At 63.5% G+C, this 23,761-nt stretch carries 21 protein-coding genes; 14 read left to right on the top strand and 7 right to left on the bottom strand.

Annotated features, from left to right (window positions below; all coding sequences use genetic code 11):
- Positions 1 to 77: 77 nt before the first annotated feature.
- The 3 genes from ACODTO_RS09045 to trxA all read left to right on the top strand — a co-directional run bounded on the left by ACODTO_RS09045 (position 78) and on the right by trxA (position 2,228).
- Positions 78 to 542 (top strand): hypothetical protein, encoded by a 465-nt coding sequence (locus ACODTO_RS09045; RefSeq protein ID WP_139650190.1) that lies wholly within the window; start codon positions 78 to 80, stop codon positions 540 to 542.
- Positions 539 to 1,198, top strand: a complete 660-nt coding sequence (locus tag ACODTO_RS09040; protein WP_175363215.1) for a class I SAM-dependent methyltransferase — start codon at positions 539 to 541, stop codon at positions 1,196 to 1,198. Before ACODTO_RS09045 ends, ACODTO_RS09040 begins: the two co-directional genes overlap by 4 nt.
- Positions 1,199 to 1,355: 157 nt before the next feature.
- Positions 1,356 to 2,228, top strand: coding sequence for a thioredoxin (trxA, locus tag ACODTO_RS09035; RefSeq protein ID WP_139650186.1), 873 nt, complete (start codon positions 1,356 to 1,358; stop codon positions 2,226 to 2,228).
- Here the strand turns inward: trxA and ACODTO_RS09030 are convergent.
- Positions 2,225 to 2,578: a hypothetical protein gene (locus tag ACODTO_RS09030; protein ID WP_464709805.1), complete on the bottom strand. Its 354-nt coding sequence runs from the start codon at positions 2,576 to 2,578 to the stop codon at positions 2,225 to 2,227. The two genes, trxA and ACODTO_RS09030, sit on opposite strands and share 4 nt — an antisense overlap.
- 132 nt (positions 2,579 to 2,710) lie before the next feature.
- On the opposite strand from ACODTO_RS09030, the gene ACODTO_RS09025 reads away from it, so the two are divergent.
- From ACODTO_RS09025 to ACODTO_RS09005, 5 genes are all read left to right on the top strand, one after another.
- Positions 2,711 to 3,301 (top strand): DUF2796 domain-containing protein, encoded by a 591-nt coding sequence (locus ACODTO_RS09025; protein WP_139650182.1) that lies wholly within the window; start codon positions 2,711 to 2,713, stop codon positions 3,299 to 3,301.
- Positions 3,302 to 3,462: 161 nt separating this feature from the next.
- The gene (locus tag ACODTO_RS09020) at positions 3,463 to 4,173 is read left to right on the top strand and encodes an ABC transporter ATP-binding protein (protein WP_489106304.1); all 711 of its coding nucleotides are present in this window, start codon (positions 3,463 to 3,465) and stop codon (positions 4,171 to 4,173) included.
- Between the two features lies 1 nt (position 4,174).
- The gene (locus ACODTO_RS09015) at positions 4,175 to 5,440 is read left to right on the top strand and encodes an ABC transporter permease (protein ID WP_175386437.1); all 1,266 of its coding nucleotides are present in this window, start codon (positions 4,175 to 4,177) and stop codon (positions 5,438 to 5,440) included.
- Between the two features lie 11 nt (positions 5,441 to 5,451).
- Positions 5,452 to 5,970 carry a DUF3299 domain-containing protein gene (locus ACODTO_RS09010; RefSeq protein WP_175363218.1) on the top strand — a complete coding sequence of 173 codons (519 nt, stop codon included), beginning with the start codon at positions 5,452 to 5,454 and terminating at the stop codon, positions 5,968 to 5,970.
- A gap of 214 nt (positions 5,971 to 6,184) precedes the next feature.
- Positions 6,185 to 6,883, top strand: coding sequence for an OmpW/AlkL family protein (locus ACODTO_RS09005; protein ID WP_139650174.1), 699 nt, complete (start codon positions 6,185 to 6,187; stop codon positions 6,881 to 6,883).
- A 135-nt stretch (positions 6,884 to 7,018) separates the two neighbouring features.
- On the opposite strand, the gene ACODTO_RS09000 is transcribed toward ACODTO_RS09005, so the two are convergent.
- Both ACODTO_RS09000 and ACODTO_RS08995 read right to left on the bottom strand, forming a co-directional pair.
- The gene (locus ACODTO_RS09000; RefSeq protein WP_139650172.1) at positions 7,019 to 7,948 is read right to left on the bottom strand and encodes an NAD-dependent epimerase/dehydratase family protein; all 930 of its coding nucleotides are present in this window, start codon (positions 7,946 to 7,948) and stop codon (positions 7,019 to 7,021) included.
- On the bottom strand, positions 7,941 to 8,825 hold the full coding sequence (locus ACODTO_RS08995; RefSeq protein WP_024778348.1) for a sugar nucleotide-binding protein: 885 nt from the start codon (positions 8,823 to 8,825) through the stop codon (positions 7,941 to 7,943). Before ACODTO_RS08995 ends, ACODTO_RS09000 begins: the two co-directional genes overlap by 8 nt.
- A 287-nt stretch (positions 8,826 to 9,112) precedes the next feature.
- On the opposite strand from ACODTO_RS08995, the gene ACODTO_RS08990 reads away from it, so the two are divergent.
- A complete protein-coding gene (locus ACODTO_RS08990) occupies positions 9,113 to 13,426 on the top strand; it encodes an Lhr family helicase (protein WP_489106303.1) in 4,314 nt (1,437 codons plus the stop codon).
- A gap of 132 nt (positions 13,427 to 13,558) precedes the next feature.
- Here ACODTO_RS08990 and ACODTO_RS08985 read toward each other — a convergent pair whose 3' ends face one another.
- Positions 13,559 to 15,646: a mechanosensitive ion channel family protein gene (locus tag ACODTO_RS08985; RefSeq protein WP_489106302.1), complete on the bottom strand. Its 2,088-nt coding sequence runs from the start codon at positions 15,644 to 15,646 to the stop codon at positions 13,559 to 13,561.
- 222 nt (positions 15,647 to 15,868) lie between these two features.
- Between ACODTO_RS08985 and ACODTO_RS08980 the strand changes: the two genes are divergently transcribed.
- The 4 genes from ACODTO_RS08980 to ACODTO_RS08965 are packed head-to-tail and all read left to right on the top strand — an operon-like array spanning position 15,869 to position 19,914.
- A complete protein-coding gene (locus ACODTO_RS08980) occupies positions 15,869 to 16,795 on the top strand; it encodes a DUF72 domain-containing protein (RefSeq protein ID WP_139650167.1) in 927 nt (308 codons plus the stop codon).
- Positions 16,792 to 17,616 (top strand): endonuclease/exonuclease/phosphatase family protein, encoded by an 825-nt coding sequence (locus ACODTO_RS08975; RefSeq protein WP_241801722.1) that lies wholly within the window; start codon positions 16,792 to 16,794, stop codon positions 17,614 to 17,616. The genes ACODTO_RS08980 and ACODTO_RS08975 overlap by 4 nt, the downstream gene beginning before the upstream one ends.
- Complete coding sequence (clsB, locus tag ACODTO_RS08970) at positions 17,613 to 18,911, top strand: cardiolipin synthase ClsB (protein WP_139650165.1); 1,299 nt, start codon at positions 17,613 to 17,615, stop codon at positions 18,909 to 18,911. The genes ACODTO_RS08975 and clsB overlap by 4 nt, the downstream gene beginning before the upstream one ends.
- Complete coding sequence (locus ACODTO_RS08965) at positions 18,898 to 19,914, top strand: lysylphosphatidylglycerol synthase domain-containing protein (protein ID WP_489106301.1); 1,017 nt, start codon at positions 18,898 to 18,900, stop codon at positions 19,912 to 19,914. Before clsB ends, ACODTO_RS08965 begins: the two co-directional genes overlap by 14 nt.
- Before the next feature lie 108 nt (positions 19,915 to 20,022).
- Here ACODTO_RS08965 and ACODTO_RS08960 read toward each other — a convergent pair whose 3' ends face one another.
- The 3 genes from ACODTO_RS08960 to ACODTO_RS08950 form a co-directional block, all read right to left on the bottom strand.
- The gene (locus ACODTO_RS08960) at positions 20,023 to 20,781 is read right to left on the bottom strand and encodes an alpha/beta hydrolase family protein (RefSeq protein ID WP_139650161.1); all 759 of its coding nucleotides are present in this window, start codon (positions 20,779 to 20,781) and stop codon (positions 20,023 to 20,025) included.
- Entirely contained in the window at positions 20,771 to 21,880 is a 1,110-nt protein-coding gene (locus tag ACODTO_RS08955; protein ID WP_489106300.1) for a DUF3182 family protein, read from the bottom strand. The genes ACODTO_RS08960 and ACODTO_RS08955 overlap by 11 nt, the downstream gene beginning before the upstream one ends.
- A 208-nt stretch (positions 21,881 to 22,088) precedes the next feature.
- Positions 22,089 to 23,084 (bottom strand): GlxA family transcriptional regulator, encoded by a 996-nt coding sequence (locus tag ACODTO_RS08950; RefSeq protein ID WP_139650145.1) that lies wholly within the window; start codon positions 23,082 to 23,084, stop codon positions 22,089 to 22,091.
- A 98-nt stretch (positions 23,085 to 23,182) separates the two neighbouring features.
- Here ACODTO_RS08950 and ACODTO_RS08945 point away from each other — a divergent pair, with 98 nt between their 5' ends.
- Positions 23,183 to 23,737 (top strand): cysteine hydrolase family protein, encoded by a 555-nt coding sequence (locus ACODTO_RS08945; protein ID WP_139650143.1) that lies wholly within the window; start codon positions 23,183 to 23,185, stop codon positions 23,735 to 23,737.
- The last annotated feature ends 24 nt before the right edge of the window (positions 23,738 to 23,761 follow it).

Below are 23,761 nucleotides of genomic sequence, written 5' to 3'. Positions count from 1 at the left end.
AGACAAGCCATAGGGTTTACGGTATACAGACGGGCTTACCGTCAGATCCATGGAATTCACCCCTGTTGGAGCCGCACATGCCGCTACGATCGCTCGTTTTGCTCAGTCTTTTCAGCCTGTTGATGGCGTGCAGCAGTGACGCTCCCAAGCCCGCCGCGCCCGCACCGGCGCCCGCACCGAAACAGGCCCAGGATAAAGCCCGGCAAGCCGCCGAGTTGGGACCATTGCCAGCGTACCAGCGGGAACTGAGCGGCACCCTCGAAGGCGTACCGACCGGGGCCGAGGTCGAACTGGCGCTGCTGGTGATCGACGACAAGGGCCGTCCACAGCAATTGCTCGCCAGCTCCAGCCTGATTGGTACCAACCGCGCCCTGCCCTTCCGCCTGCGTTTCAATCCCGATGCCTTCCCGGTCGGCGCCCGCGTGGAACTGCGTGGCCGTGCCAGCCAGTCGGGCCAATTGATCCTGCACCTGCCGGAGCAGCGCATCGCGCAACCAACCACCCAGGCGTTGGGCGCCTTGCAGTTAGTCAAAGCGCCATGAATGCACCGCAGGACCTGCAACACGCGCTGAGCGAGTTGCTGGGGGACGCGCACCTGGTGGACTGCCCGTTACCCGGCACTGATTTGAAGCTGTGGTTGATCGACGGCGATAACATGGACCGCGCCTTCAGCCCGGAGGAAACCCGGCGCATCCTCCATGAACCGCCTTACTGGAGCTTCTGTTGGGCCAGCGGCCTGGCGATGGCGCGCTACCTGGCCGAGCGACCGCAGTGGGTCGAGGGCAAGCGGGTGCTGGACTTCGGTGCCGGCTCCGGCGTGGCGGGCATCGCGGCGATCAAGGCCGGGGCGCTGGAAGTGGTGGCGTGCGACCTGGATCCATTGGCCATCGCGGCATGCCGGGCCAATGCCCTGCTCAATGACGTGGCGCTGACTTATTCGACGGATTTCTTCGCCGAAGCGGATCGCTTCGACCTGATCCTGGTCGCCGATGTGCTCTACGACCGGGCCAACCTGCCACTGCTGGACCAGTTCCTCAGCCGCGGCCGCGAGGCCCTGGTGGCCGACTCCCGGGTACGGGATTTCCAGCATCCACTGTACCGACGTATCGAACTGCTCGAAGCCATGACCCTGCCGGACCTGGCCGAGCCCGAGGAGTTTCGGCATGTGAGCCTGTATCACGCGCGGCGTTCGCCCTGAAAGGCATCGCGAGCAGGCTCGCTCCCACAGGTGATCGAGTTTTTTTCAGATAGCACGCGATCAAACCGTGGGAGCGAGCCCGCTCGCGATAGCGACCTACCAGGCACCCCAAGACCCCGCGTATAGTTGCCTCATTCAAGCGTTCTAAGAGATTCCCATGACCCAGGACACTCCCTACATCTTCGACGCCACCACCGCCGATTTCGACCAGTCGGTGATCGCGAACTCTTTCCACAAACCGGTGCTGGTGGATTTCTGGGCCGAGTGGTGTGCGCCGTGCAAGGCGCTGATGCCGATGTTGCAAGGTATTGCCGAGAGCTATCAGGGCGAGTTGCTGCTGGCCAAGGTCAACTGCGACATCGAGCAGGACATCGTCGCCCGCTTCGGCATCCGCAGCCTGCCGACGGTGGTGCTGTTCAAGGACGGCCAGCCCGTCGACGGTTTCGCCGGGGCCCAGCCGGAATCGGCGGTGCGGGCGATGCTCGAACCCCATGTGCAGATGCCGCCTCCCGCCGCGGCCGATCCGCTCGAGCAGGCCCAGGCGTTGTTCGACGACGGGCGTTTCGCCGATGTCGAAGCCCTACTCACCGTGCTGCTGGGTGAAGACAACACCAACGCCAAGGCGCTGATCCTGTTTGCCCGTTGCCTGGCTGAACGCGGCGAGCTGGGCGAAGCGCAGACCGTGCTGGACTCGGTGAAAAGCGACGAGCACAAGGCCGCACTGGCCGGGGCCAAGGCGCAGATCCAGTTCCTCGGCCTGGCCAAGCATCTGCCAGACGCCGCCGACCTCAAGGCCCGCCTGGCAAAAGACCCACAGGACGATGAAGCGGTGTATCAACTGGCGATCCAGCAACTGGCGCGCCAGCAATATGAGCCGGCTCTCGACGCACTGCTCAAGCTGTTCAGCCGTAACCGGGGCTACAGCGAGGGTCTGCCGCACAAGACGCTGCTGCAAGTGTTCGAACTGTTGGGCAACGATCATCCGTTGGTGACGACCTATCGCCGCAAGCTGTTTGCCGCGTTGTACTAAGCCTCAGCCCCCACCCAACTGTAGAGCGGCGTATCACCGCCGCTCAGCACCTTGACCTCGGCGCTGTGGCGCAAGCGCACCAACAGGCGCTTGCCCGCCGGAGCACTGCCCGTAAGGCCTTCCAGTTGTTCCAGCAGGTCCGGGCCACTCAACTGCCCGGCCTTGCGCAGCAACTCCCTGGCGATCTGCCACAGCGCATCGTCCTGATTCGCCGGTTTGGCCGCCGCCATCGCCGCGCCCTCCGGCTTGACCACCTGCAACTGCGCGCCGAGCTGCGCCCAATCGCCCTCGTCCATTTCGATCGACAAGTCCACCGGCCAATCGCCGACGGTTCCGCGTATGCGCAACATCACCGTGCTCCTGAAGATTTAATGTTCCCATGCTCCCACGGGCCTTGCGCGACGCCAAGCAGACGGTCAAACTCTGCGCAGATTCGTTATAAGATTACATAACAAAATATTCACTTTGTCTGGAGACTCGTCATGCGTCGTCTGCTTCTTGCTTTGCCGTTCGCCCTGCTGCCATTGGCCGTTGCTCACGCGGCGGTCGAGCACGACCATGATCATGAGCACGGCAGCCTGGGTGCCCATGAACACGGCGTTGGCCGCCTGAACGCTGCGCTCGACGGCCAGACCCTGGAGCTCGAGCTGGAGAGCCCGGCCATGAACCTGGTCGGCTTTGAACACGAAGCCACCAGCGATGCCGACAAGGCCAAGGTCGAAGCGGCCCGGGCGCGTCTTGAGAAGCCCCTGGCACTGTTCAACCTGCCGGCCGCCGCCCAATGCACCCTGGCCCAGCAGGAACTGGAAAGCCCGTTGTTCGGTGATGAACCGGATCATGAACAGCATGACGAAGACGAAGACACCGACGGTGACGAGCACCACCACGAGCACAGCGAAATCCACGCCCACTACCAGTTCACCTGCGCCACACCCGGTGCCTTGAAGAACCTCGACCTGGCGACGCTGTTCAAAACCTTCCCGGCCACCCAGAAAATTCAGGTACAACTGATCAGCCCGAGCGGCCAGCAAGGCGTGGAAGTGACGGCCAAGGCGCCATCGCTGAAGTTCTGAATACACTGCACGCCCTGCGGTGGAAGCCTGTGGGAGCAAAGCTTGCCCGCGATAGCGGTCCGACCGTCGACATCGACGTTGAATGTGACAAGCCCATCGTGGACAAGCTTTGCTCCCACAGGTACTCCACAGGGGCTTCCATCATCCTGATATCAGCCACCATGACCCAAGCACTCATCGAACTGTCCGACCTGGTCTTCAGCTGGCCCGGGCATCCGCCACTGCTGGACATCCCGGCCTTTCGCCTCGAAGCCGGCGAAACCCTGTTCCTCAAAGGGCCCAGTGGCAGTGGTAAAACCACCTTGCTAGGGCTGCTGGGCGGGGTGCAGACGCCGGATCGCGGCAGCATCCACCTGCTCGGCCAGCCGCTCACCGAACTGGGTGCCGGCAGCCGCGACCGCTTTCGCGTGGACCACACCGGCTACATCTTCCAGCAATTCAACCTGCTGCCGTTTCTCTCGGTGCGCGAGAACGTCGAGCTGCCCTGCCATTTTTCCAGGCTGCGGGCCCAGCGAGCCATCCAGCGCCACGGCAGCATCGATCAGGCCGCCGCCACGCTGCTGACCCACCTGGGGCTGACCGACCCGAACCTGCTGGGGCGCCGCGCCGACTCGCTGTCCATCGGCCAGCAGCAACGGGTCGCCGCCGCCCGGGCGTTGATCGGCCAGCCGGAACTGGTGATCGCAGACGAACCGACCTCGGCCCTGGACTACGACGCCCGGGAAAACTTCCTGCGGCTGCTGTTCGCCGAATGCCGCGAGGCCGGCTCAAGCCTGCTGTTCGTCAGCCATGACCAGAGCTTGGCGCCGCTGTTCGACCGCAACCTCTCGCTGGCCAATCTCAATCGTGCCGCCAAGCCACTCGAGGTCTGAGATGTATTTGTTCCGTCTAGCCATGGCCAGCCTGGCAAACCGCCGTTTCACTGCGATCCTCACTGCCTTCGCCATCGCCCTGTCGGTCTGCCTGCTGCTGGCGGTGGAGCGGGTGCGCACCGAGGCAAAAGCCAGTTTTGCCAGCACCATCAGCGGCACCGACCTGATCGTCGGCGCCCGTTCCGGCTCGGTGAACCTGTTGCTGTACTCGGTGTTTCGCATCGGCAACGCCACCAACAACATTCGCTGGGACAGCTTCGAACATTTCGCCAGCAACCCGAAAGTGAAGTGGGCAATCCCCATGTCGCTCGGTGATTCCCATCGCGGCTACCGAGTAATGGGCACCACCGAGGCCTATTTCGAGCATTACCAGTACGGCCGCCAGCAACACCTGGAACTGGCCGACGGCCGGGCTTTCGCCAGCGACCCGTTTGAAGTGGTGCTCGGTGCCGAAGTGGCCGAGGCGCTGCATTACAAGCTCGGCGACAAACTGGTGCTGGCCCACGGCGTAGCGGCCATCAGCCTGGTCAAGCATGACGACAAGCCCTTCACCGTGGTCGGCATTCTCAAGCGCACCGGCACCCCGGTGGACCGCACACTGCACATCAGCCTCGGCGGCATGGAAGCGATCCACATCGATTGGAAGAACGGCGTGCCGGCCCAGGGCAACGGTCGCATAAGCGCCGACCAGGCCCGCAATATGGACCTCACGCCCCAGGCCATCACCGCGTTCATGCTCGGCCTCAACAGCAAGATCTCCACCTTTGCCTTGCAGCGCGAAATCAATGAGTTCCGGGGCGAGCCATTGCTGGCGATCCTGCCCGGCGTGGCCCTGCAAGAGTTGTGGAGCCTGATGGGCACGGCGGAAAAAGCCTTGTTCGTGATTTCGCTGTTCGTCGTCCTGACCGGGTTGATCGGCATGCTCACGGCGATCCTAACCAGTCTCAACGAGCGTCGTCGGGAGATGGCGATCTTGCGCTCGGTGGGCGCGCGGCCGTGGCACATCGCGAGCCTGCTGGTGCTGGAAGCCTTTGCCCTGGCATTGACCGGGGTCGCCGCCGGGCTGGCCTTGCTGTACATCGGCATCGGCGGCGCCCAGGGTTACGTACAGTCGGCCTATGGCTTGTACCTGCCGTTGAGCTGGCCAAGCGAATATGAATGGACGCTCATGGCTGGCATCCTGGTCGCCGCCCTGCTGATGGGCAGCGTGCCGGCCTGGCGCGCCTATCGCCAATCGTTGGCCGACGGCTTGTCGATCCGTTTATGAGGACATTGAAGATGCCCCGCGCCCTGTTTGCGCTGTTGATGATGGTCGCCCTGCCACTGTGGGCGGCCGAGCCGAGGGACCTGGCCTGGTCGGAAATGATCCCGCCCGACGCGCCGCCGGAAGTGCCGAACATGACCCCGCTGCATGACCTGTCACAGATGGGCACCGCACTGTCCGCCGAATCCGCCCCAGCCGCCAAACAGGACCTGCCCAACGCACCGGTGGTCAAGGCGCTCGATGGCCAGCAGATTCGTTTGCCGGGCTACATCGTGCCGTTGGAAGTGAGCGAGGAAGGCCGCACCACGGACTTCTTGCTGGTGCCGTATTTCGGTGCCTGTATCCATGTGCCGCCACCGCCTTCGAACCAGATCGTGCATGTGAAGAGCGAAGTCGGGGTGAAGCTCGATGAGCTGTATCAACCGTACTGGGTCGAAGGGCCGATGCAGGTCAAGCCGTCCACCAGCGAACTGGCCGATGCCGGGTATCAGATGGAGGCTGAGAAGATTTATGTGTATGAGCTGCCGGAGTGAATCCGGTGGTCATGCATTGTCTGTGAAATAGCTATCGCGAGCAGGCTCGCTCCCACATGGGATCGTTGGTGTTCTCACGATCAGTGTAAGAGCGGGCCTGCTCGCGATGAGGCCCTCAAAGGGCTCATCACACTTTCATTGAGCTGAGTCAAAAGACGGAACCAGACGCCTCCGTACCATGGGACATCCTTTTGAAATGTCCTCTGGAGCCCCCATGCACAAGTCCTTGCTCAGCGCTTCCCTCGTCGCCCTCGCGCTCACAGCCCCTCTCGCCCAGGCCCATACGGCCGGCGATATCATCGTTCGCGCCGGCGCCATCACCGTCAATCCGGAAGCCGACAGTTCCAGCGTCAAGGTCGACCGTGGCCCCCTAGCCGGTGCCGATCTAGGTGGCAAAGCGACCATGAGCAGCGACACGCAACTGGGCTTGAACTTTGCCTACATGATGACCGACCACCTGGGCATCGAGCTGTTGGCAGCCTCGCCGTTCGAGCACGACGTAAAGATCAAGGGCACCGCCCTGGGCGCGGCCAACGGCAAGCTCGGCACCCTCAAGCACCTGCCACCGACCCTGAGCCTGGTCTACTACCCACTCGAGGCCAAATCGGCATTCCAACCGTATGTCGGCGCCGGCATCAACTACACCTGGATCTACGACGAACATGTCGGCAGCGAAGCCAGCGCCAACGGCTTCAGCAACTTCCGGGCGAGCAACAGTTGGGGCATGGCGTGGCAAGTGGGCGCTGACTACATGCTGACCGACAACATCATGATCAACGGCCAGATCCGTTACATCGACATCGACACCACGGCGTATGTCGACAACAACGCCGTGGCCGGTGGCACCCGGGCCAAGGTGAATGTCGATGTGGATCCGTGGATCTACATGGTGGGGTTGGGTTACAAGTTCTAACCGAACCAGAACATAAGATGCCCCTGTGGGAGCGAGCCTGCTCGCGATGGCGGCCTGACATTCACCTCTTCAGTGACTGTCATGCCGCTATCGCGAGCAGGCTCGCTCCCACAGTTTTTTGTGCCGATTGGAAACTCAGCGACCCAACAGCCGCGCCAGCCCCACACTCATCGGCGTCTGTTGCGGGAAGCTGAAGCGTTGCAACAGCCGATGGTTATCGGCCCGGGAATGGCGGATGTCCCCCGAACGCGCCGGGCCGTAGCTGACCGGAGGCAGGTCACCGACAACCGTGGCCAGGGCCTGAAGCATTTGCTTGAGGGTCGTGGCCTGGTTCCAGCCGACGTTCACCGCCCCGACTTCCACCTCAGGCTTCTCGATGGCCTGCACCAGCAAATCCACCAGGTCTTCGACGTAGACGAAATCCCGGGTCTGCTCGCCATCGCCGAACACGGTGATCGGCAAGCCTTTCTGTGCCCGCTCGCTGAAGATGCTGATGACCCCGGAATACGGCGATGACGGATCCTGGCGCGGGCCGTAGATGTTGAAGAAGCGGAACACCACCGGCTCCAGCGCGTGCTGGCGGCGGTAGAAGTCGAAGTAGAACTCGCTGGCCAGTTTGTCCGAGGCATAGGGCGTTAGCGGGGCCTTGGGGGTCTCTTCGTCGATGGACTGGCCTTCGCCGTTGTTGCCATAGACCGCTGCGCTTGAGGCGAACAGCACCCGTTTCACGCCGGCCTGGCGCATGGCTTCGCAGACATTCAGGGTGCCGATGAAATTGCTCTGGTGAGTACGCACCGGGTCGTCTACCGAGGCTTGCACCGAAGCCACTGCGGCCAGGTGCGCCACGGCGCTGCAGCCGACCATGGCCCGCGCCACCAGGGCGGCGTCGGCGACGTCGCCTTCGATCAGTTCGACAGCGGGATTGTCCAGCGGCAGGTTGCTGCGCTTGCCAGTGGACAGGTCATCCAGGATGCGCACCGAATGCCCCTTGGCGAGCAAGGCGTCGGTCAGGTGTGAACCAATGAAACCCGCACCGCCGGTGATTAAAACAGGGCCGTCAGCCATGGCGATAAAACCTATCCAGTAAGCCCGGGAGTGCGGCGCGCCAGGCGCGGGGCTTGATCCCGAAAGTGTGCAGAATTTTCTTGCAGGCCAGTACCGCATGCTGCGGTTCTTCCGCGGCATCCGGTCGTGCGGCGTGGGCCTGGGGCGTGGGCGACTCGATTGCCAGCGGATGCAGGGCGCGGGCTTCGGTGAGGATCGCCTGACCCAGCGCCAGCGGCGTGGTCGCCTCATGTCCGGCGTAATGGTAAGTGCCCCACAGCGGCGCGGCGCAGTCGAGTTGTTTGAGCACGGAGATGATCACCCGGGCAGCGTCGTCCACCGGCGTCGGGTTGCCTCGACGGTCATCGGCCAGCAACAGCTCCTCGGGCTGTTCGGCCCGGGCGAGAAAACGCCCGAGGATGCCGTCGGCGCTGTCGTCCAGCAGCCAGCCGAAGCGCAGCAGGACATGTTGCGGGCACGTGGCGCGCACACTCTGCTCGATCCGCCACAAGGCCTGACCCCGCAGGCCCAGGGGCACGGGCTCGTCTTTTTCGCTGTAGGCGGTGGCACGGGAGCCGTCGAACACGCGATAGCTCGACGGTTGCAGCAAGACGATATTGTGGTGCTGGCACAATTCGGCCAGGCGCTCGACCGCGCGCTCCTGGCTGGCCAGGCGCTGCTCGCTGACGACCTCGGCCTGAAACCAGTCGAAGTAGTACGCCAGGTTGATCAAGGCGTCCGGACGGGTGTCGTCGAGCAGCTGCGTCAGGCTCGCGGCATCCCAGCCATCTTCGGGGGGGCGGGGGGCGAGAAAACCGATGTCTTCTTCCGCACCGAGGCGAATCAGCGCCTGCCCAAGGGCATTTCCGCCGCCCAGTAACATAAGGCGCATTCGCATAAAGTTCGCAGGCCCAGTCTGTTGGCACAAGAATTTGATCGACAACGCCCGCAGGCGTTGCCGGAATCGTTGCATTTTGCGGGTTTAGTGCGCAACCGTCATCCGTAAAGTGCAGATCAGGGATTTTGCGCCGCGCTTCAGGGCCCCATCGCGAGCAGGCTCGCTCCCACAATGGCTCTGTGGTGCTCCATCCTGTGGGAGCGAGCCTGCTCGCGATGGGGCCTGCAGGCAACGGAGATATCAGCCAGTACTTGCATCTTCCCCATCCCACCCGCATAACTGCCCCTATGAATCTGCCCCTTGCAGCCGACCACGCCATGGCAGGCTTTCACCCCGCCGTCCGTGCCTGGTTCGGCCAGACCTTCCCGGCGGTCACGGCCGCCCAGGCCCGGGCGTGGCCGTTGATCGGCCAGCGTCGTTCGACCCTCGTGGCCGCGCCCACCGGTTCGGGCAAGACCCTCACGGCGTTTCTCGCCGTGCTTGACGAGCTGGTGCACCGGGGCCTGGAACAGGGCGGCCTGCCGGACCAGACCCTGGTGGTCTACGTCTCGCCGCTCAAGGCCCTGAGCAACGATATCCGGATCAACCTGCAAACCCCGCTGGCCGGCATCACCGAACAATTGCGGCAGATGGGCCTGCCAGCCCTGCAAATCACCACCGCCGTACGCACTGGCGACACACCGCAGAAAGAACGCACGGCGATGCGCAAGACCGCGCCGCACATTCTGGTGACCACGCCCGAATCGCTCTACGTGCTGCTCGGCTCCGATTCCGGCCGGCAGATGCTCGCCAGTACCCGCACGGTGATCGTCGATGAAATCCATGCCATCGCCGCCAGCAAGCGCGGCAGCCACCTGGCCCTGAGCCTGGAACGCCTGCAAGCGCTGTGCAGCGAGCCGCTGGTGCGCATCGGCCTGTCCGCAACGCAAAAACCCATCGAAGCAATGTCACGCTTTCTGGTGGGCGAAGGTCGCTCGTGCGAAATCGTCGACATCGGCCATGCCCGTCCCCGCGACCTGGACATCGAGGTGCCGCCAGTGCCGCTCTCGGCGGTGATGGCCAATGATGTGTGGGAACTGGTCTACAACCGCCTCGCCGAGCTCGCCCGGGCACACCGCACCACCCTGGTGTTCGTCAATACCCGGCGCCTGGCCGAACGCCTGAGCCGCCATTTGAGCGAGCGCCTGGGCAAGGACGCCGTAGCCGCCCACCATGGCAGCCTGGCGAAAGAATTTCGCCTCGACGCCGAGCAGCGGCTCAAACGCGGCGAATTGCAGGTGCTGATCGCCACCGCGTCCCTGGAGTTGGGCATCGACATCGGCGACGTCGACCTGGTCTGCCAGATCGCCTCGCCCCGCTCGATTTCGGCGTTCCTGCAACGGGTTGGCCGCTCCGGCCACCAGGTCGGCGGCACGCCCAAGGGACGGCTGTTCGCCACCACCCGCGACGACCTGATCGAGTGCGCCGCCCTGCTCGATTGCGTACGCCGGGGTGAACTTGACATCCTGCACATCCCCAAAGCACCGCTGGACGTGCTGGCTCAGCAGATCGTCGCCGAGGTCAGCTGCCAGGAATGGCAGGAACAGGCGCTGCTGGACACCTTTCGCCGTGCTGCGCCCTACGCCGAATTGGACGAAGGGCATTATCAGTCGCTGTTGCAGATGCTCGCCGAAGGCCTCAACGGTCGCCAGGGCGTGCGCAGCGCCTACCTGCACCGTGACGCAGTCACCCGTACCCTGCGCGGGCGCCGGGGCAGCAAACTGACCGCCGTGACCAGCGGCGGCACCATTCCGGACAACGCCGACTACAGCGTGCTGCTCGAACCTCAGGGCCTGAACATCGGCAGCGTCAACGAAGACTTCGCGGTGGAAAGCATCGCCGGCGACGTGTTCCAGCTCGGCAATACCTCCTACCGCATCATTCGCGTCGAGACCGGCCGCGTGCGGGTCGAGGACGCCCAGGGCCAGCCGCCAACCATTCCGTTCTGGCTCGGCGAGGCCCCGGGGCGCAGCGCCGAACTGTCCCTGGCCGTGGCCCGACTGCAAGCACAGCTCGATCAACTGCTCGGCGCCACCCCCGGCAATCTGCAGCCGGCCCTCGACTGGCTGACCGGCACCCTGCAATTGAACCTGGCCAGCGCCGAACAACTGGTGGATTACCTGGCCCCGGCCCGCCTGGCGTTCGGCGCCCTGCCGTCGCAGGACACGCTGGTCATGGAGCGGTTCTTCGATGAGTCCGGCGGCACGCAACTGATCATCCATACGCCGTTCGGCAGCCGCATCAACCGCGCCTGGGGGCTGGCCCTGCGCAAGCGTTTCTGCCGCACCTTCAATTTCGAATTGCAGGCCGCCGCCAGCGAAGACGCCATCGTGCTGTCGCTGTCCACCAGCCACAGTTTCGAGTTGGATGAGGTCTGGCGTTACCTCAACAGTCACAGCGCCGAACAGATCCTTGTACAGGCGGTGCTGGATGCGCCGCTGTTCGGCGTGCGCTGGCGCTGGAATGCCGGGGTAGCCCTGGCCTTGCCGCGCTACACCGGCGGACGCAAGGTCGCCCCGCAAATCCAGCGGATGAAAAGCGAAGACCTGATCGCCAGCGTGTTCCCTGATCAGATCGCCTGCCTGGAGAACCTCGCCGGCGAGCGGGAAATCCCCGACCACCCGCTGGTGGAACAGACCCTCGATGACTGCCTGCACGAAGCCATGGACAGCGAAGGCTGGCTGGCGCTGTTGCGGCGCATGGAGGCGGGCGAAGTTCGCCTGATCAGTCGCGACCTGCCTGCCCCGTCGCCCCTGGCGGCAGAAATCCTCAGCGCCCGCCCCTACACCTTCCTCGACGACGCGCCGCTGGAAGAGCGCCGAACCCAGGCGGTCATCAACCGGCGCTGGAGCGATCCGCAATCCACTGACGACCTCGGTGCGCTGGACGCCGAGGCCATCCAGTCGGTCAGGGAGGAAGCCTGGCCGACGCCCGCCAATCTCGATGAAATGCACGAAGCGCTGATGAGCCTGGCCTGCATCGCCGACAGCGAAGCACGCGCCCACGAATCGTGGCCGGGCTGGCTGCAAGCGTTGGCCGAACGCGGGCGGGCCAGCCATGTGCAGATCAGCGCCGAGCGCGGCCTGTGGGTGCCACTGGAGCGACTGACCTGCCTACAAGGGATTTATCCACAGGCCCAATGGCAGCCCGCGCTGACACCCCTGGCCGGGTTCGATGAAGCGTGGGACAGCGACGAAGCCGTGGTGGAAGTGCTCCGCGCCCGGCTCAGCGCCTTTGGCCCGTTGCCACTCACTGCCATCGCCTATCCGTTGGGATTATCGACAGCGCAAGCCACCCAGGCCCTGGCGCACCTTGAACAACAAGGCTACGTGCTGCGCGGCCGCTTCACACCGGGCACCAGTCAGGAGGAATGGTGCGAACGGCATCTGCTGGCCCGCATCCACCGCTACACCGTCAAGCGCCTGCGCCGGGAAATCGAACCGGTGATGCTGCAGGATTTCATGCGGTTCCTGTTCGACTGGCAACACCTGTCGCCGTCGACCCAGGGCCGGGGCAGCGCCGTGCTGCCGTCGATCGTCAGCCAGTTCGAAGGCTACCCCGCTGCGGCCTCGGCCTGGGATAGCGACCTCTTGCCGGCGCGGATCAAGGACTACTCCGCCAGTTGGCTCGACGAACTGTGTCGCAGCGGCAAGCTGGTCTGGACTCGCCTCAGCGCCCGGCAGAAAGCCTCCGCCACGGCCCTGCGCAGCACGCCGGTGGTGTTGCTGCCGCGCAGTCAGGTCACCCTGTGGAGCAGCCTGACAGAGCAGACGCCACTGAGCGAACTGTCCCTCAAGACGCAAAAAGTCCACCAGGCCCTCAGCGAACATGGCGCGCTGTTTTTCGACGAGTTGCTGCACGAAGCCCACCTGCTGCGCGCCGAACTGGAAATCGCCTTGCAAGAGCTGGTGGGTGCCGGCCTGGTGAATGCCGACAGCTTCGCCGGGCTGCGGGCATTGATCACACCCGCCAGCAAACGCCAGGCCCGCAGCAGTCGGCGTGGGCGCGGGGCGTTTGTCGGTGGCATGGACGATGCCGGGCGCTGGGCCTTGTTGCGCCGCAGCCAGCCAGCACCGACCGAAGGCAACCGACCCGCGCCCACACCGCCCGACACCCTGGAGCACATCGCAATGACCCTGCTGCGCCGTTACGGCGTGGTGTTCTGGCGCTTGTTGGAGCGGGAGGCGGATTGGCTGCCGAGCTGGCGCGAGTTGCTGCGCACGTTCCATCGCCTGGAGGCACGCGGCGAAATCCGTGGCGGGCGCTTTGTCAGCGGTCTGGCCGGAGAGCAGTTCGCCCTGCCCGAAGCCATCCCGCTGCTGCGCGAAGTCCGTCGTCGTCCCACTGACGGCAGCGTGATTGCGGTGTGCGGCGTCGACCCGCTGAACCTGGCCGGGACATTGCTGCCTGGGGCGAAAGTGCCGGCGCTGGCGAGCAATCGGCTGGTGTATCGCGATGGAATGCCGGTGGCGGCGCAGATTGCCGGGAAGCTGCATTTCTGGATGGAGCTGGATGTGCAGGCGATGGGCGAAATCCGCAGCAAGCTTATCCAGAGAAATTGAGGTGGCTGGGCGGGCCCTATCGCGAGCAGGCTCGCTCCCACAGGGGAATGCAATTTCACCGAGGAATGCATTTCAACTGTGGGAGCGAGCCTGCTCGCGATGGGGCCAGCAACCCCACTACAAAGCCAGCTTCTACTGAGGACGATCAGGCACCTCAGCCCCCTCCACCGGATCTTCCACCAATCGCTTCGGCAACATCACCTGCTGTGGATAAGTCTGCGCGAAATGCACCGCCGGATGGTTATCCACAAGCTTTTTCAAGCGCTGATTGAACGCCCTGCTCACTGCATACTGCCCACCCGAAACGGTGCGGAACTGCGCCGTGAGCACCACACCATTGAGGTCCATCCGGTCCACGCCGAACACGTCCAGCGGCCCTTGCAGGTTGAACTTCAGAAACGGGTCTTCCGAGATCGAACGCCCGGCTTCGCGGATCAGTTCGATGGCCTGGTCCACATCGGTGTCGTAGGTGAACTGCACCGAGAAAAAAGCAAAGGCAAACTGCCGGGACTGATTGGTCACTGCCTTGATCTGGCCGAACGGCACCGAATGCACGAAACCCTTGCCGTCGCGCAGGCGCAGGGTGCGGATCGTCAGGCCCTCGACGGTGCCGGCGTGGCCGGAGTCGAGCACCACCCAGTCGCCGATGGACAGGGTGTCTTCGATGATAATGAACAGCCCGGTAATCACGTCCTGCACCAGTTGCTGCGAACCGAAGCCGATCGCCAATCCCACCACCCCGGCGCCCGCCAGCAGCGGCGCAACGTTGATGCCCAGGTTGGCCATGGTGGTGATGGCGCAAATCACCACCAGGATGATTTTCGCCGCGTTGCGCAACAGCGGCAGGATGGTCTTGATCCGAGTGCTGGGCTGACGTGCGCCGCGCTTGTTCATCGGCGGTTTCAGAGCCTCCTGGATCGCCGTGTCGAGCACCACCCACATCAGCCAGGTCACCAGGAAGATCAAGCCGATGCGACTCAGGGAATCGCTGATCGCCCGCCCCACCGCATTGCGCGAGGCGAATTCGAACAGCGAGATCCCCCAGATCCGTCCGAGGATTTCAATGAACGCCACCGCCATGACGATCCGCAGCAAGGCGTGTAACAGGCTCAGCAGCCGGCCCTTGTAGGCACTGTTGCGCTGGATGGTTTCGGCCTTGGGCGACTTGAACACATGCTGGAGCACGGTGCTGAGAAACACCGTGGCGATCAGCAGGATGGTGGTGAACAGCGCGCAACGCAGGGCTTTCTGGTTGTCTTCGCCGACGCCGATCAGACTCACCGCCGACACCAGCACCATCAACAGGATCGGCCAGTTCCAGAGCCCGGAAAAGATCCGCAGCGACTCCTGCAGGGCGGGCTGTTTCAGGCGTTGGGCCAGCGGCCGGTTACGGATCAGGTGTGCCACCGGCCGGCGCATGCGAATCACCAGCCAGCCAAAGATCACCGAGGCCAGCAACCCGGTGAACACCGCCACGCTGCTGGTGATGTTGCTACCCAATTGCCGGGCAATCTGCGGGCTGGTGAGCGCATCGCTCAGGGCGGCGAGGAAACCGATCAGGAACAACGGCCGCGGGCTGAAATGGCGAATGATCGCCACCGCCCGGCGCTTGTGACCGGCGTTGAACATCACGATCAGACACAGCAGCACTGAGGTCGAGAAAACGCCACTGCTGGTGGCATAGGCGAAGCACAGCGCCAGGGCGCGACCGACCGACACTTGCAGGAAGTGGCTGACGTACAGGGTCAGCGGCAAGCAGACCAGCGCCGGCACAGTGTAGGGCAACAGGTAGCCGAGCAGGTCCAGCACCCGCTGGCGGGTGCGCAGCCAACGGCGTCGGCCGAGGTGATGGACCAGCAGCCGTGCGCCGGCCCAGATCAGCCCGAAGGCGCCCAGCCAGGCGCCGGAGAGCAGCAGGAAATCCCCTGCCACCCGCCAGGAAGATCGGGAGGTCTGGTCCACCAGCCGGTCCACCTCATCCGCCGCCCGGTCCGCCCGCAAGCGCCAGGCATCGATCAGGCTCTGGTTGAGGTCGAGCTTGTACTGGACGTCATCGATGCTCGAACTGATCGCCCCGAGCAAACCACCCTGGACCAGGGGTTCGGGTTCGGCGGGGGCCTCATTGGGCGCGGGCGTGCCGGGAATAGCGGCTGCGCCGTGGGCGATGCCGCCGGTCAGCGCCAGCAATACCAGCAGGAATACACGGCTCAATCGAGACAAAACGCGAGGCTCCTTGATGGGGATCGGTAAGGAACTGATCCATATCAGGCAGGCAAGTTCGCTCAAGACCAATACAAAACCCTTGTGGCGAGGGGATTCATCCCCTCGCCACAAGAACCCCACCGCTTTCGCCACCGGGCACTTCGTCGAAACTTTCTGCGCCGCCCGACAGTCATCAGCAAGACACCGGCAGTACGAGGTCATCTGGCACGGGAGGGACACATGACGGCGATCCACATCGGCATTTCCGGTTGGCGATACACGCCTTGGCGGGGTGATTTCTACCCCAAGGGGCTGACCCAGAAGCGTGAATTGCAGTTCGCCTCGCGAGCGGTCAACAGCATCGAAATCAACGGCTCGTTCTATGCCCTCCAACGTCCCGAACGCTATGCCCAGTGGTATGCCGAGACGCCGCCGGGCTTCGTGTTCAGCGTCAAGGCACCGCGTTTCATCACCCACATCAAGCGCCTGCGGGATATCCATAAGCCGCTGGCCAATTTCTTCGCGTCCGGGGTGCTGGAGCTCAAGGAAAAGCTCGGCGCCATCCTCTGGCAGTTTCCCCCCAGCTTCAAATTCGACCCCGAGCTGTTCGAAGACTTCCTCAAGCAACTGCCCCATGACACTGTCAGTGCCGCCGCTCTGGCCCGGGAGCACGAGCCGCGCCTGGACGGCCACGCCAGCACCGAAACCGATAAGAAGCGCCCATTGCGCCACGCGGTCGAGATCCGCCATGAAAGCTTCGTCGACCCGCATTTCGTCGCCTTGCTCAAGCGCTACGACATTGCGCTGGTGATCGCAGACACCGCCGGCAAGTGGCCCTACCGCGAAGACGTCACCAGCGATTTCGTCTACCTGCGCCTGCACGGTGCCGAAGAACTCTACGCCAGCGGCTACACCGACGAGGCGTTACAACGCTGGGGCGACCGGATCGAGGCCTGGAGCCACGGCACACAACCGCAGGACGCCCAACTGATCGATCCGAATAAAAAACCCAGGGCGCGCAAGAGCCGGGAAGTGTTCTGCTATTTCGACAACGACATCAAGGTCCGCGCGCCCTATGACGCGCGCCACTTGCTGGAGCGTTTCGACCTGGACAAGGACCTCGCGACCACGCCCGGCGAACGCCCGGCCGAGGGGGTGTTGCCATGAGCACGCCAGGCCCTACCGAGGCGACCCGCGACGCAACCACCGACGCTCCCCAGAACCTGGCGCACGACCTCGACCGGATCAGCCGCTTCACGGTCCTGACGGTCAACACCCACAAGGGCTTCACCGCCCTGAACCGGCGTTTCATCTTGCCGGAGCTGCGCGAAGCGGTGCGCAGCGTGTCCGCCGACGTGGTGTTCCTGCAGGAAGTGCATGGTGCCCACGAACAGCACCCCCAGCGCTTCTCCAACTGGCCGAGCATGCCGCAATACGAATTCCTGGCCGACAGTCTCTGGCCGCAGTTCGCCTACGGGCGCAACGCCGTGTATCCGGCGGGCGACCATGGGAATGCACTGCTGTCGAAGTTCCAGATCATTCGCCATGACAACCTGGACGTGTCCATCAGCGGCCATGAGAGCCGGGGCATGCTCCACAGCGTGTTGCGCCTGCCAGGGGGTAACGGTCCGCAGGTCCATGCCATTTGTGTTCACCTGGGCTTGCGCGAAAGTCATCGTGTCGAACAACTGAAGTTGTTGTGCAAGCGCTTGAGCGAGCTGCCGCCCGAGGCACCGGTGATCGTCGCCGGGGACTTCAATGATTGGCGCGGCAAGGCCACCGACCTGCTCGAACCCTGCGGCCTGCGGGAAGTGTTTGCCGAACAATGGGGCAAGCCGGCCCGCAGTTTTCCCGCGCGCCTGCCAATCCTGCGCCTGGACCGAATCTATGTGCGCAACCTTAAGGCTAATCAGGCCAAGGTGCTGAGCGTACGCCCGTGGTCGCACCTGTCCGACCACGCCCCGCTGTCGGTGGAGATCGAACTATGAGCGCGACGATGAACAAGGCAGCAGTGGAGAAGGTCGAGACGCCGCCCACTGAGCGCGACCCGGCGCTGGTAGACGTCGAATACGGCTGGCATGGCAACAACCGCATCACCCTGCTGGAAAATGGCGAGGAATATTTCCCCCGAGTGTTCGAGGCTATCCGTCGAGCCGAAAATGAAATCCTCATCGAGACTTTCATTTTGTTCGAGGACAAGGTCGGCAACGAATTGCGCGACGTGCTGGTGGACGCCGCCCAACGGGGCGTGCGAGTCACCCTGAGCCTGGATGGCTTCGGTTGCGGGGAGCTGACACCGAACTTCCTGGCCTCGTTGAGCGACGCGGGTGTGCGCCTGCAAATGTTCGATCCGGCCCCTCTTCACCTGGGCATTCGTACCAACTGGTTCCGCCGTTTGCACCGTAAGGTGGTGGTGATAGACGGCGTGATCGCCTTCATTGGCGGGATCAATTTTTCCGCCGACCATCTGGGCGATTTCGGCCCCGAGGCCAAGCAGGACTATTCGGTGGAGGTCAAAGGTCCGGCAGTGGTCGATATCCATCACTTCGCCTTGATGCAAAGCGGCCGGCCGGCCCGGGCCAAGTACTGGTGGCAGCGCCGCCGTAGTCGGCGCAGCGAGTTGGCCTTCAGTGACCACGACGGCCAGGTACGCCTGGTCTACCGCGATAACCACGAACACCAGACCGACATCGAAGAGGTCTACCTGCAAGTGCTGCGCAGCGCCAAACGGCGCGTGGTCATCGCCAATGCCTATTTCTTCCCCGGCTATCGGTTGCTGCGGGAGATCCGCAATGCGGCGCGACGTGGCGTGGAGGTGCGGCTGATCCTGCAGGGCCAGCCAGACATGATGATCGCCAAGCTCGCGGCGCGGATGCTGTACGACTACCTGCTCAAAGCCGGCGTGACGATCCACGAATATTGCGAGCGGCCCCTGCATGGCAAGGTCGCCCTGGTGGATGAGGACTGGAGTACCGTCGGTTCGAGCAACCTCGACCCCCTGAGCCTGTCGCTGAACCTGGAAGCCAACGTGCTGATCCGCGACCGGGGGTTCAACCGCGAACTGTTTCAGCGCCTCGATTACCTGAGCCGCGAGCACTGCACCGCCATGCCCGCCAGTCGCGCCCCACGGGGCCTGCTCTGGCGCATGACCATCGGTTTCATGGTGTTCCACTTCCTGCGTCACTTCCCGGCCTGGGCCGGATGGCTGCCGGCCCATAAACCGCGCCTGAAACCTTTTTCGCCGCCGACGGCGGTTCGGAGCGAGCCCCATGAATCACTCTGAGGCGCACACCGCGCCAAGCGATGCCCGTGTCCGGGACGAGAGCAAACCCAAGTCACGCTGGAGCCGCTGGAAAAGACCGCTGACCCTGGCGTTCTTCCTGCTGCTGATCGTGCTGTTCACGACCCTGGCCCGGCGCATCGACTGGTCCGAGGTATTCGACACCCTGGCCGATTTCAAGGTGCGGACCTTGATCATCGCCGCCACGCTGACCGTCGCCAGCTTCGTTACCTACGCCTGCTTCGACCTGATCGGTCGCACCTACATCCGCCAGAAACTGGGTTGGCGACAGATCCTGCCCGTGGGGGTGATCAGCTACGCCTTCAACCTCAACCTCAGCGCCTGGGTCGGTGGCATCGCCATGCGTTACCGGCTGTATTCCCGGCTGGGGGTCAGCAACGGCAACATCGCCAAGATCCTCGGCCTGAGCTTGGCCACGAACTGGTTCGGCTACATGACCCTGGCCGGGGTGGTGTTCAGCAGCGGTCTGGTGACGATGCCGCCGGGCTGGAAACTGAGCAGCGATGCCTTGCAGGGCGTGGGCGCGCTGTTGCTATTGGCCAGTGCCGGGTATCTGCTGGCCTGCCGGTTTTCCAAGCGTCGTGCCTGGACGATCCGCGGCATGGAAATCAACTTGCCCTCGCTGCGCATGGCGGTGTTGCAACTGGCGCTGGGGGCGCTGAACTGGTCGTTGATGGCGGCGGTGATCTTTACTTTGCTGCCCAGCAAACTGGAGTACCCGGTGGTGCTCGGCGTATTGCTGATCAGCAGCATTGCCGGGGTCATTACGCACATTCCGGCAGGGCTCGGCGTGTTGGAGGCGGTCTTCATCGCGCTGCTGCAACACGACGCGTCCAGGGGCAGCCTTCTGGCGGGGTTGATTGCCTATCGGGCAATCTATTTCATCCTGCCGTTGCTGGTCACGGTGGTGATGTACCTGGTGATCGAGGCGAAGGCCAAGGCGTTGCGGGTCAAGCCCGGGCTCAAGAAGCCCGAGCTCAAGTGATCATTGTCTGAACCGACGCTATCGCGAGCAGGCTCGCTCCCACAGGGGGAATGCGAGCCCATGTGGGAGCGAGCCTGCTCGCGATGGCGCCCGCATAGACAATGAAGTCTACCGCTCCTGAATGATGCTCAACCGCTCTCCCACCACCATTTCCGTGATCCAGTCCACCAGGATCGAGGTGTAGGCCTGTTGTGAGACGGGGTCGCTCAAGGCATGGTCGGCGCCATCGATGATTCGATGGGTCAACGAATGGGTCTGCTGGCACGCCGCGCGGTAGCTCATGATGGTGGCATGGGGCACATGGTCGTCGGTTTCCGACTCCACCAGCAGCACATCACCGGTGAACTGTGAACAGGCGTGTAACGCGCGGTTGGTGCTGGCGTGCACCAGCGTACTGCGATAATCCAGCAGGTCGGTCTTGTCCAGGTCGCGCTTGGGCGTATGCCATTGTTCGTCGCGGTACAGCGCCGGTACCCGCAACGCCAGCCAACGTACCGGGCGTAGCGAGGTCAGAATCGAGGCGAGGTAACCGCCGTAGCTGGTGCCGACCACCGCAATCGCTGAAGTGTCCAAGGCGGGATGAGCAAGCAGCCGGTCGTAAGCCGCCAGCAGATCCCGCAAGTTGTCTTCCCGTGTCACCCGGGACAGCGGAATGCCCGCACCACCGGTGTGCCCACGCAAGTCAAAGGTCAAACAGACGCAACCCAGGCCGGCAATGCCCTTGGCCCGTTCCAGGTCACGCTCCTGGCTGCCGCCCCATCCGTGCACGAACAACACGCCAGGGACTTTCGACTTGGGGCTCAGGAACGTGCCGTTCATGTGCTCGTCGTCGATCTCGATCTGAATGATTTCACTTCTAGCCGTCATGGGAATGAACCGTTACGTATTTGAGTAGGAAATCACCGTTGTGCGCCGGGCCGCGGTACACCTCCATGGCGCCGGGAGGCAACGGCTGGTCGATGTAGGTTTCCACCGAAGACACGCGGACCACGCTGGTCGACGGTTCCTGAACGAATACTTGTAGCGCCGCCAGTTCCGCACTGCTGGCCCCGCCCATGCGCCAGGATTGCTCCAGCACACCGCCACGGGGCTGGCCGCCAGTATCGATGCCTTGAGCAATGTCGTAGTTGCGCCGAGAAGCAAAGAAACCGGGATAGGCCTGATTGGCGGCATCGTCGAACACTTGCGCGAGCCGCACCGCTTCGCGTACTTCATCGGGCAGCTCAAGCCTGAGCAACTCGATGTAGCCGCCCTGCACCACCAACAGGTCCGAGCCGCCGTACACTTCCAGCCCTTGGCTGTCCCGGGTCAGGTGCTGCACGCCGCAATAGCTCAGGCTCTTGCCATGGATAGCGCTCTGGCCAACGCTCTGGGTCCTGACCTCATTGAGATTCTGCTCCAGCACCACACCGTCGCGAAATACAGCCTGGGCCTCGGGATCAGCGGCGATTTCATCGAACTGTGCAAGGTTCTGGAACACCCGCTGGTCGCGCCCGGCACAAGCATGAATCGGCTTGAAGCGGATCGGTCCGGTGTACAGCAGATGTTCGGCGGCCAAACGTGCGTCCTTGAGTGAAAAAACACTCACGCCATCAAGCACCACGCTACGGGCGAGCTTGGCAAACAACGGCGACCAGCCGATGGGGGCGACGGCATCCTTATTCAGTAGACCGTGGGTGATGGCCTTGGTGCAGATGAAATCATGCTCGACGTAACCGCCCCACAGATCGTCCGGCCCCGAGACACCCAAATGCCGCGCGGCTTCCGGACCTATCAGGGTTTGCGTGGGTAACAGATACAGATCGCGCCCGGCATGCTGCTGGCTGTCATAGCTGCCGCCGTATTCCATGCCGAGGATCTGCGCCAGCCAACGGGCCAGGGCACGATTGGTTTCCACTTCATGAAGTGGCGCGTGAGGGTTGACCGAATGGGCCACCACGGTTTTGTTGCGATTGACTGGCGTCATGCGTTGCCCTTTTACCTGCGCTCATGGCTGTGGGTAAACGGGTGCAGAGATCAGGCCAACAGGGTGACGCTGGTGGACGGCCAAGGAAACGGGCGAATTTCGGAAGATGGGTAGCATCGAGCCTGTCTCATTCTGCACGATCCGTGACGGGGATCCCGCAAATTGCACGATGATTTGAATCTCATACCCCCCTCTAGTGAGGGAGCCATTACTGTTTCGAAGCGCTTGGCGGACTGACTCCGAACTTTGCCCGGTAATCGCTCGGCGCCAGCCCGGTGATTTTCTTGAACGTCGCTCGAAAGGCACTCGGGTCTTGATAACCGACGGTCCAGGCGATGTGGTCAATGGTGCCGTTGGTGAACTCCAGCATTTCCCGAGCCTTGCCGACCCGCAGGTGCTGGCAGTATTCGGTGGGCTTGAGCCCGGTGGCGCTACGGAACCTGCGCAGGAAGGTGCGTTCCTCCAGGCCCGCCTGCTCGGCCATCGCGGCCAGGGAGACGTCTACCGCGCCGCTGCCTTGCAGCCAGTGTTGCACCTTGAGAATCGCCCCGTCGCCGTGCCCGAGGATCGGCGCGAAATTGCTGCCGCACTCGCTGGCGCTGTCACTGTGCTCGATCACCAGGAACCGCGCCGTGCGCGTCGCGATGCTGGGGCCCAGCAAGCGATTCACCAGCCGCAGCCCCAACTCCGCCCAGGCCATCAGCCCAGCGGTGGTGATCAGGTCGCCGTCGTCGACAATCGGCTTGTCGGCGTCGAGCTTGATCTTCGGGTAACGCTCGGCAAAGGTCTTGGCCGACGTCCAGTGGGTGGTGGCGCTACGCCCATCGAGCAAGCCGCTTTCAGCCAGCAGGATCGACCCTACGCACACCCCGCCCAACACGGTGCCAGCGCCGTGCCGGGCCCGCAGCCAAGCCATCAGCGGTGCCGAGGACTGGCTTTTGCTGAAACCGCCAAGGGCCGGTGGAATCAGCAATGCCGCCAGCGGCCCGTCCGGACCGGGTGCGCTGTCGAATACCCGCGACGGCGCCCCACCCTCCTGTGCCTGCCAGTGACTGACCCGTAACCGCGGCAACTGTGCGCCGGCATGCTCGGTCGCGATCCGGTCCGCCACGCAGAACAGATCGGTCAAGCCATGCACCGCCGCCAGTTGCGCACCGGGATAGATCAGCACCCCAAGCTCGGCAACCGCCTTCTCCTGCGTCATTTGTCAGTTTTCCCCCGCCTATTGTCGTTGCGGCCAATCCTCGAACCGATGGCAAAAGCCAATACTGGCTTCACCCCTCATTGATCAAGGAAGCACTCATGTCCAAGCAAGCGCTCATCGTAGTCGATATCCAGAACGACTACTTCCCCCAGGGTAAATGGCCCCTGAGTGGCGTCGAAACCGCCGCGGACAACGCGGCACGAATGATCGCAGCCTTTCGCCAGGCAGGAAATCAAGTGGTGCACATCCGCCACGAGTTCACCTCCGAAGACGCGCCATTCTTCACCCCGGGCTCCGAAGGCGCGAAACTGCACCCCAAGGTCCTTAACCAGGCCAATGAACCGGTGGTGCTCAAGCACTTCGTCAATTCATTCCGCGAAACCGAACTGCAATCCCTCCTCGACCATCACGGCATCACTCAACTGGTCATCGTCGGCAGCATGAGCCACATGTGCATTGACGGTGTCACTCGGGCCGCGGCGGACCTGGGCTACGACGTCACGGTGATCCACGACGCCTGCGCAACCCTGGACCTGGAATTCAACGGCGTCGTCGTTCCGGCAGCCCAGGTCCACGCGGCCTTCATGGCGGCGTTGGGGTTTGCTTATGCGAAGGTAGTGAGCACGGAGCAATTTCTGGCGGCCAGCCACTGAGACCCAGGCAAAAACAAACCGCGC

Source organism: Pseudomonas sp. FG13, from assembly GCF_057809755.1.
The sequence above is the reverse complement of the archived record's forward strand: the minus strand, read 5'-3'. Positions and strand labels throughout refer to the sequence as shown.

Coding starts and splice junctions, on each gene's coding strand:
- ACODTO_RS09045 (WP_139650190.1), top strand. CDS start 78: ATGCCGCTACGATCGCTCGTTTTGCTCAGTCTTTTCAGCCTGTTGATG.
- ACODTO_RS09040 (WP_175363215.1), top strand. CDS start 539: ATGAATGCACCGCAGGACCTGCAACACGCGCTGAGCGAGTTGCTGGGG.
- trxA (WP_139650186.1), top strand. CDS start 1,356: ATGACCCAGGACACTCCCTACATCTTCGACGCCACCACCGCCGATTTC.
- ACODTO_RS09030 (WP_464709805.1), bottom strand. CDS start 2,578: ATGTTGCGCATACGCGGAACCGTCGGCGATTGGCCGGTGGACTTGTCG.
- ACODTO_RS09025 (WP_139650182.1), top strand. CDS start 2,711: ATGCGTCGTCTGCTTCTTGCTTTGCCGTTCGCCCTGCTGCCATTGGCC.
- ACODTO_RS09020 (WP_489106304.1), top strand. CDS start 3,463: ATGACCCAAGCACTCATCGAACTGTCCGACCTGGTCTTCAGCTGGCCC.
- ACODTO_RS09015 (WP_175386437.1), top strand. CDS start 4,175: ATGTATTTGTTCCGTCTAGCCATGGCCAGCCTGGCAAACCGCCGTTTC.
- ACODTO_RS09010 (WP_175363218.1), top strand. CDS start 5,452: ATGCCCCGCGCCCTGTTTGCGCTGTTGATGATGGTCGCCCTGCCACTG.
- ACODTO_RS09005 (WP_139650174.1), top strand. CDS start 6,185: ATGCACAAGTCCTTGCTCAGCGCTTCCCTCGTCGCCCTCGCGCTCACA.
- ACODTO_RS09000 (WP_139650172.1), bottom strand. CDS start 7,948: ATGGCTGACGGCCCTGTTTTAATCACCGGCGGTGCGGGTTTCATTGGT.
- ACODTO_RS08995 (WP_024778348.1), bottom strand. CDS start 8,825: ATGCGAATGCGCCTTATGTTACTGGGCGGCGGAAATGCCCTTGGGCAG.
- ACODTO_RS08990 (WP_489106303.1), top strand. CDS start 9,113: ATGAATCTGCCCCTTGCAGCCGACCACGCCATGGCAGGCTTTCACCCC.
- ACODTO_RS08980 (WP_139650167.1), top strand. CDS start 15,869: ATGACGGCGATCCACATCGGCATTTCCGGTTGGCGATACACGCCTTGG.
- ACODTO_RS08975 (WP_241801722.1), top strand. CDS start 16,792: ATGAGCACGCCAGGCCCTACCGAGGCGACCCGCGACGCAACCACCGAC.
- clsB (WP_139650165.1), top strand. CDS start 17,613: ATGAGCGCGACGATGAACAAGGCAGCAGTGGAGAAGGTCGAGACGCCG.
- ACODTO_RS08965 (WP_489106301.1), top strand. CDS start 18,898: ATGAATCACTCTGAGGCGCACACCGCGCCAAGCGATGCCCGTGTCCGG.
- ACODTO_RS08960 (WP_139650161.1), bottom strand. CDS start 20,781: ATGACGGCTAGAAGTGAAATCATTCAGATCGAGATCGACGACGAGCAC.
- ACODTO_RS08955 (WP_489106300.1), bottom strand. CDS start 21,880: ATGACGCCAGTCAATCGCAACAAAACCGTGGTGGCCCATTCGGTCAAC.
- ACODTO_RS08950 (WP_139650145.1), bottom strand. CDS start 23,084: ATGACGCAGGAGAAGGCGGTTGCCGAGCTTGGGGTGCTGATCTATCCC.
- ACODTO_RS08945 (WP_139650143.1), top strand. CDS start 23,183: ATGTCCAAGCAAGCGCTCATCGTAGTCGATATCCAGAACGACTACTTC.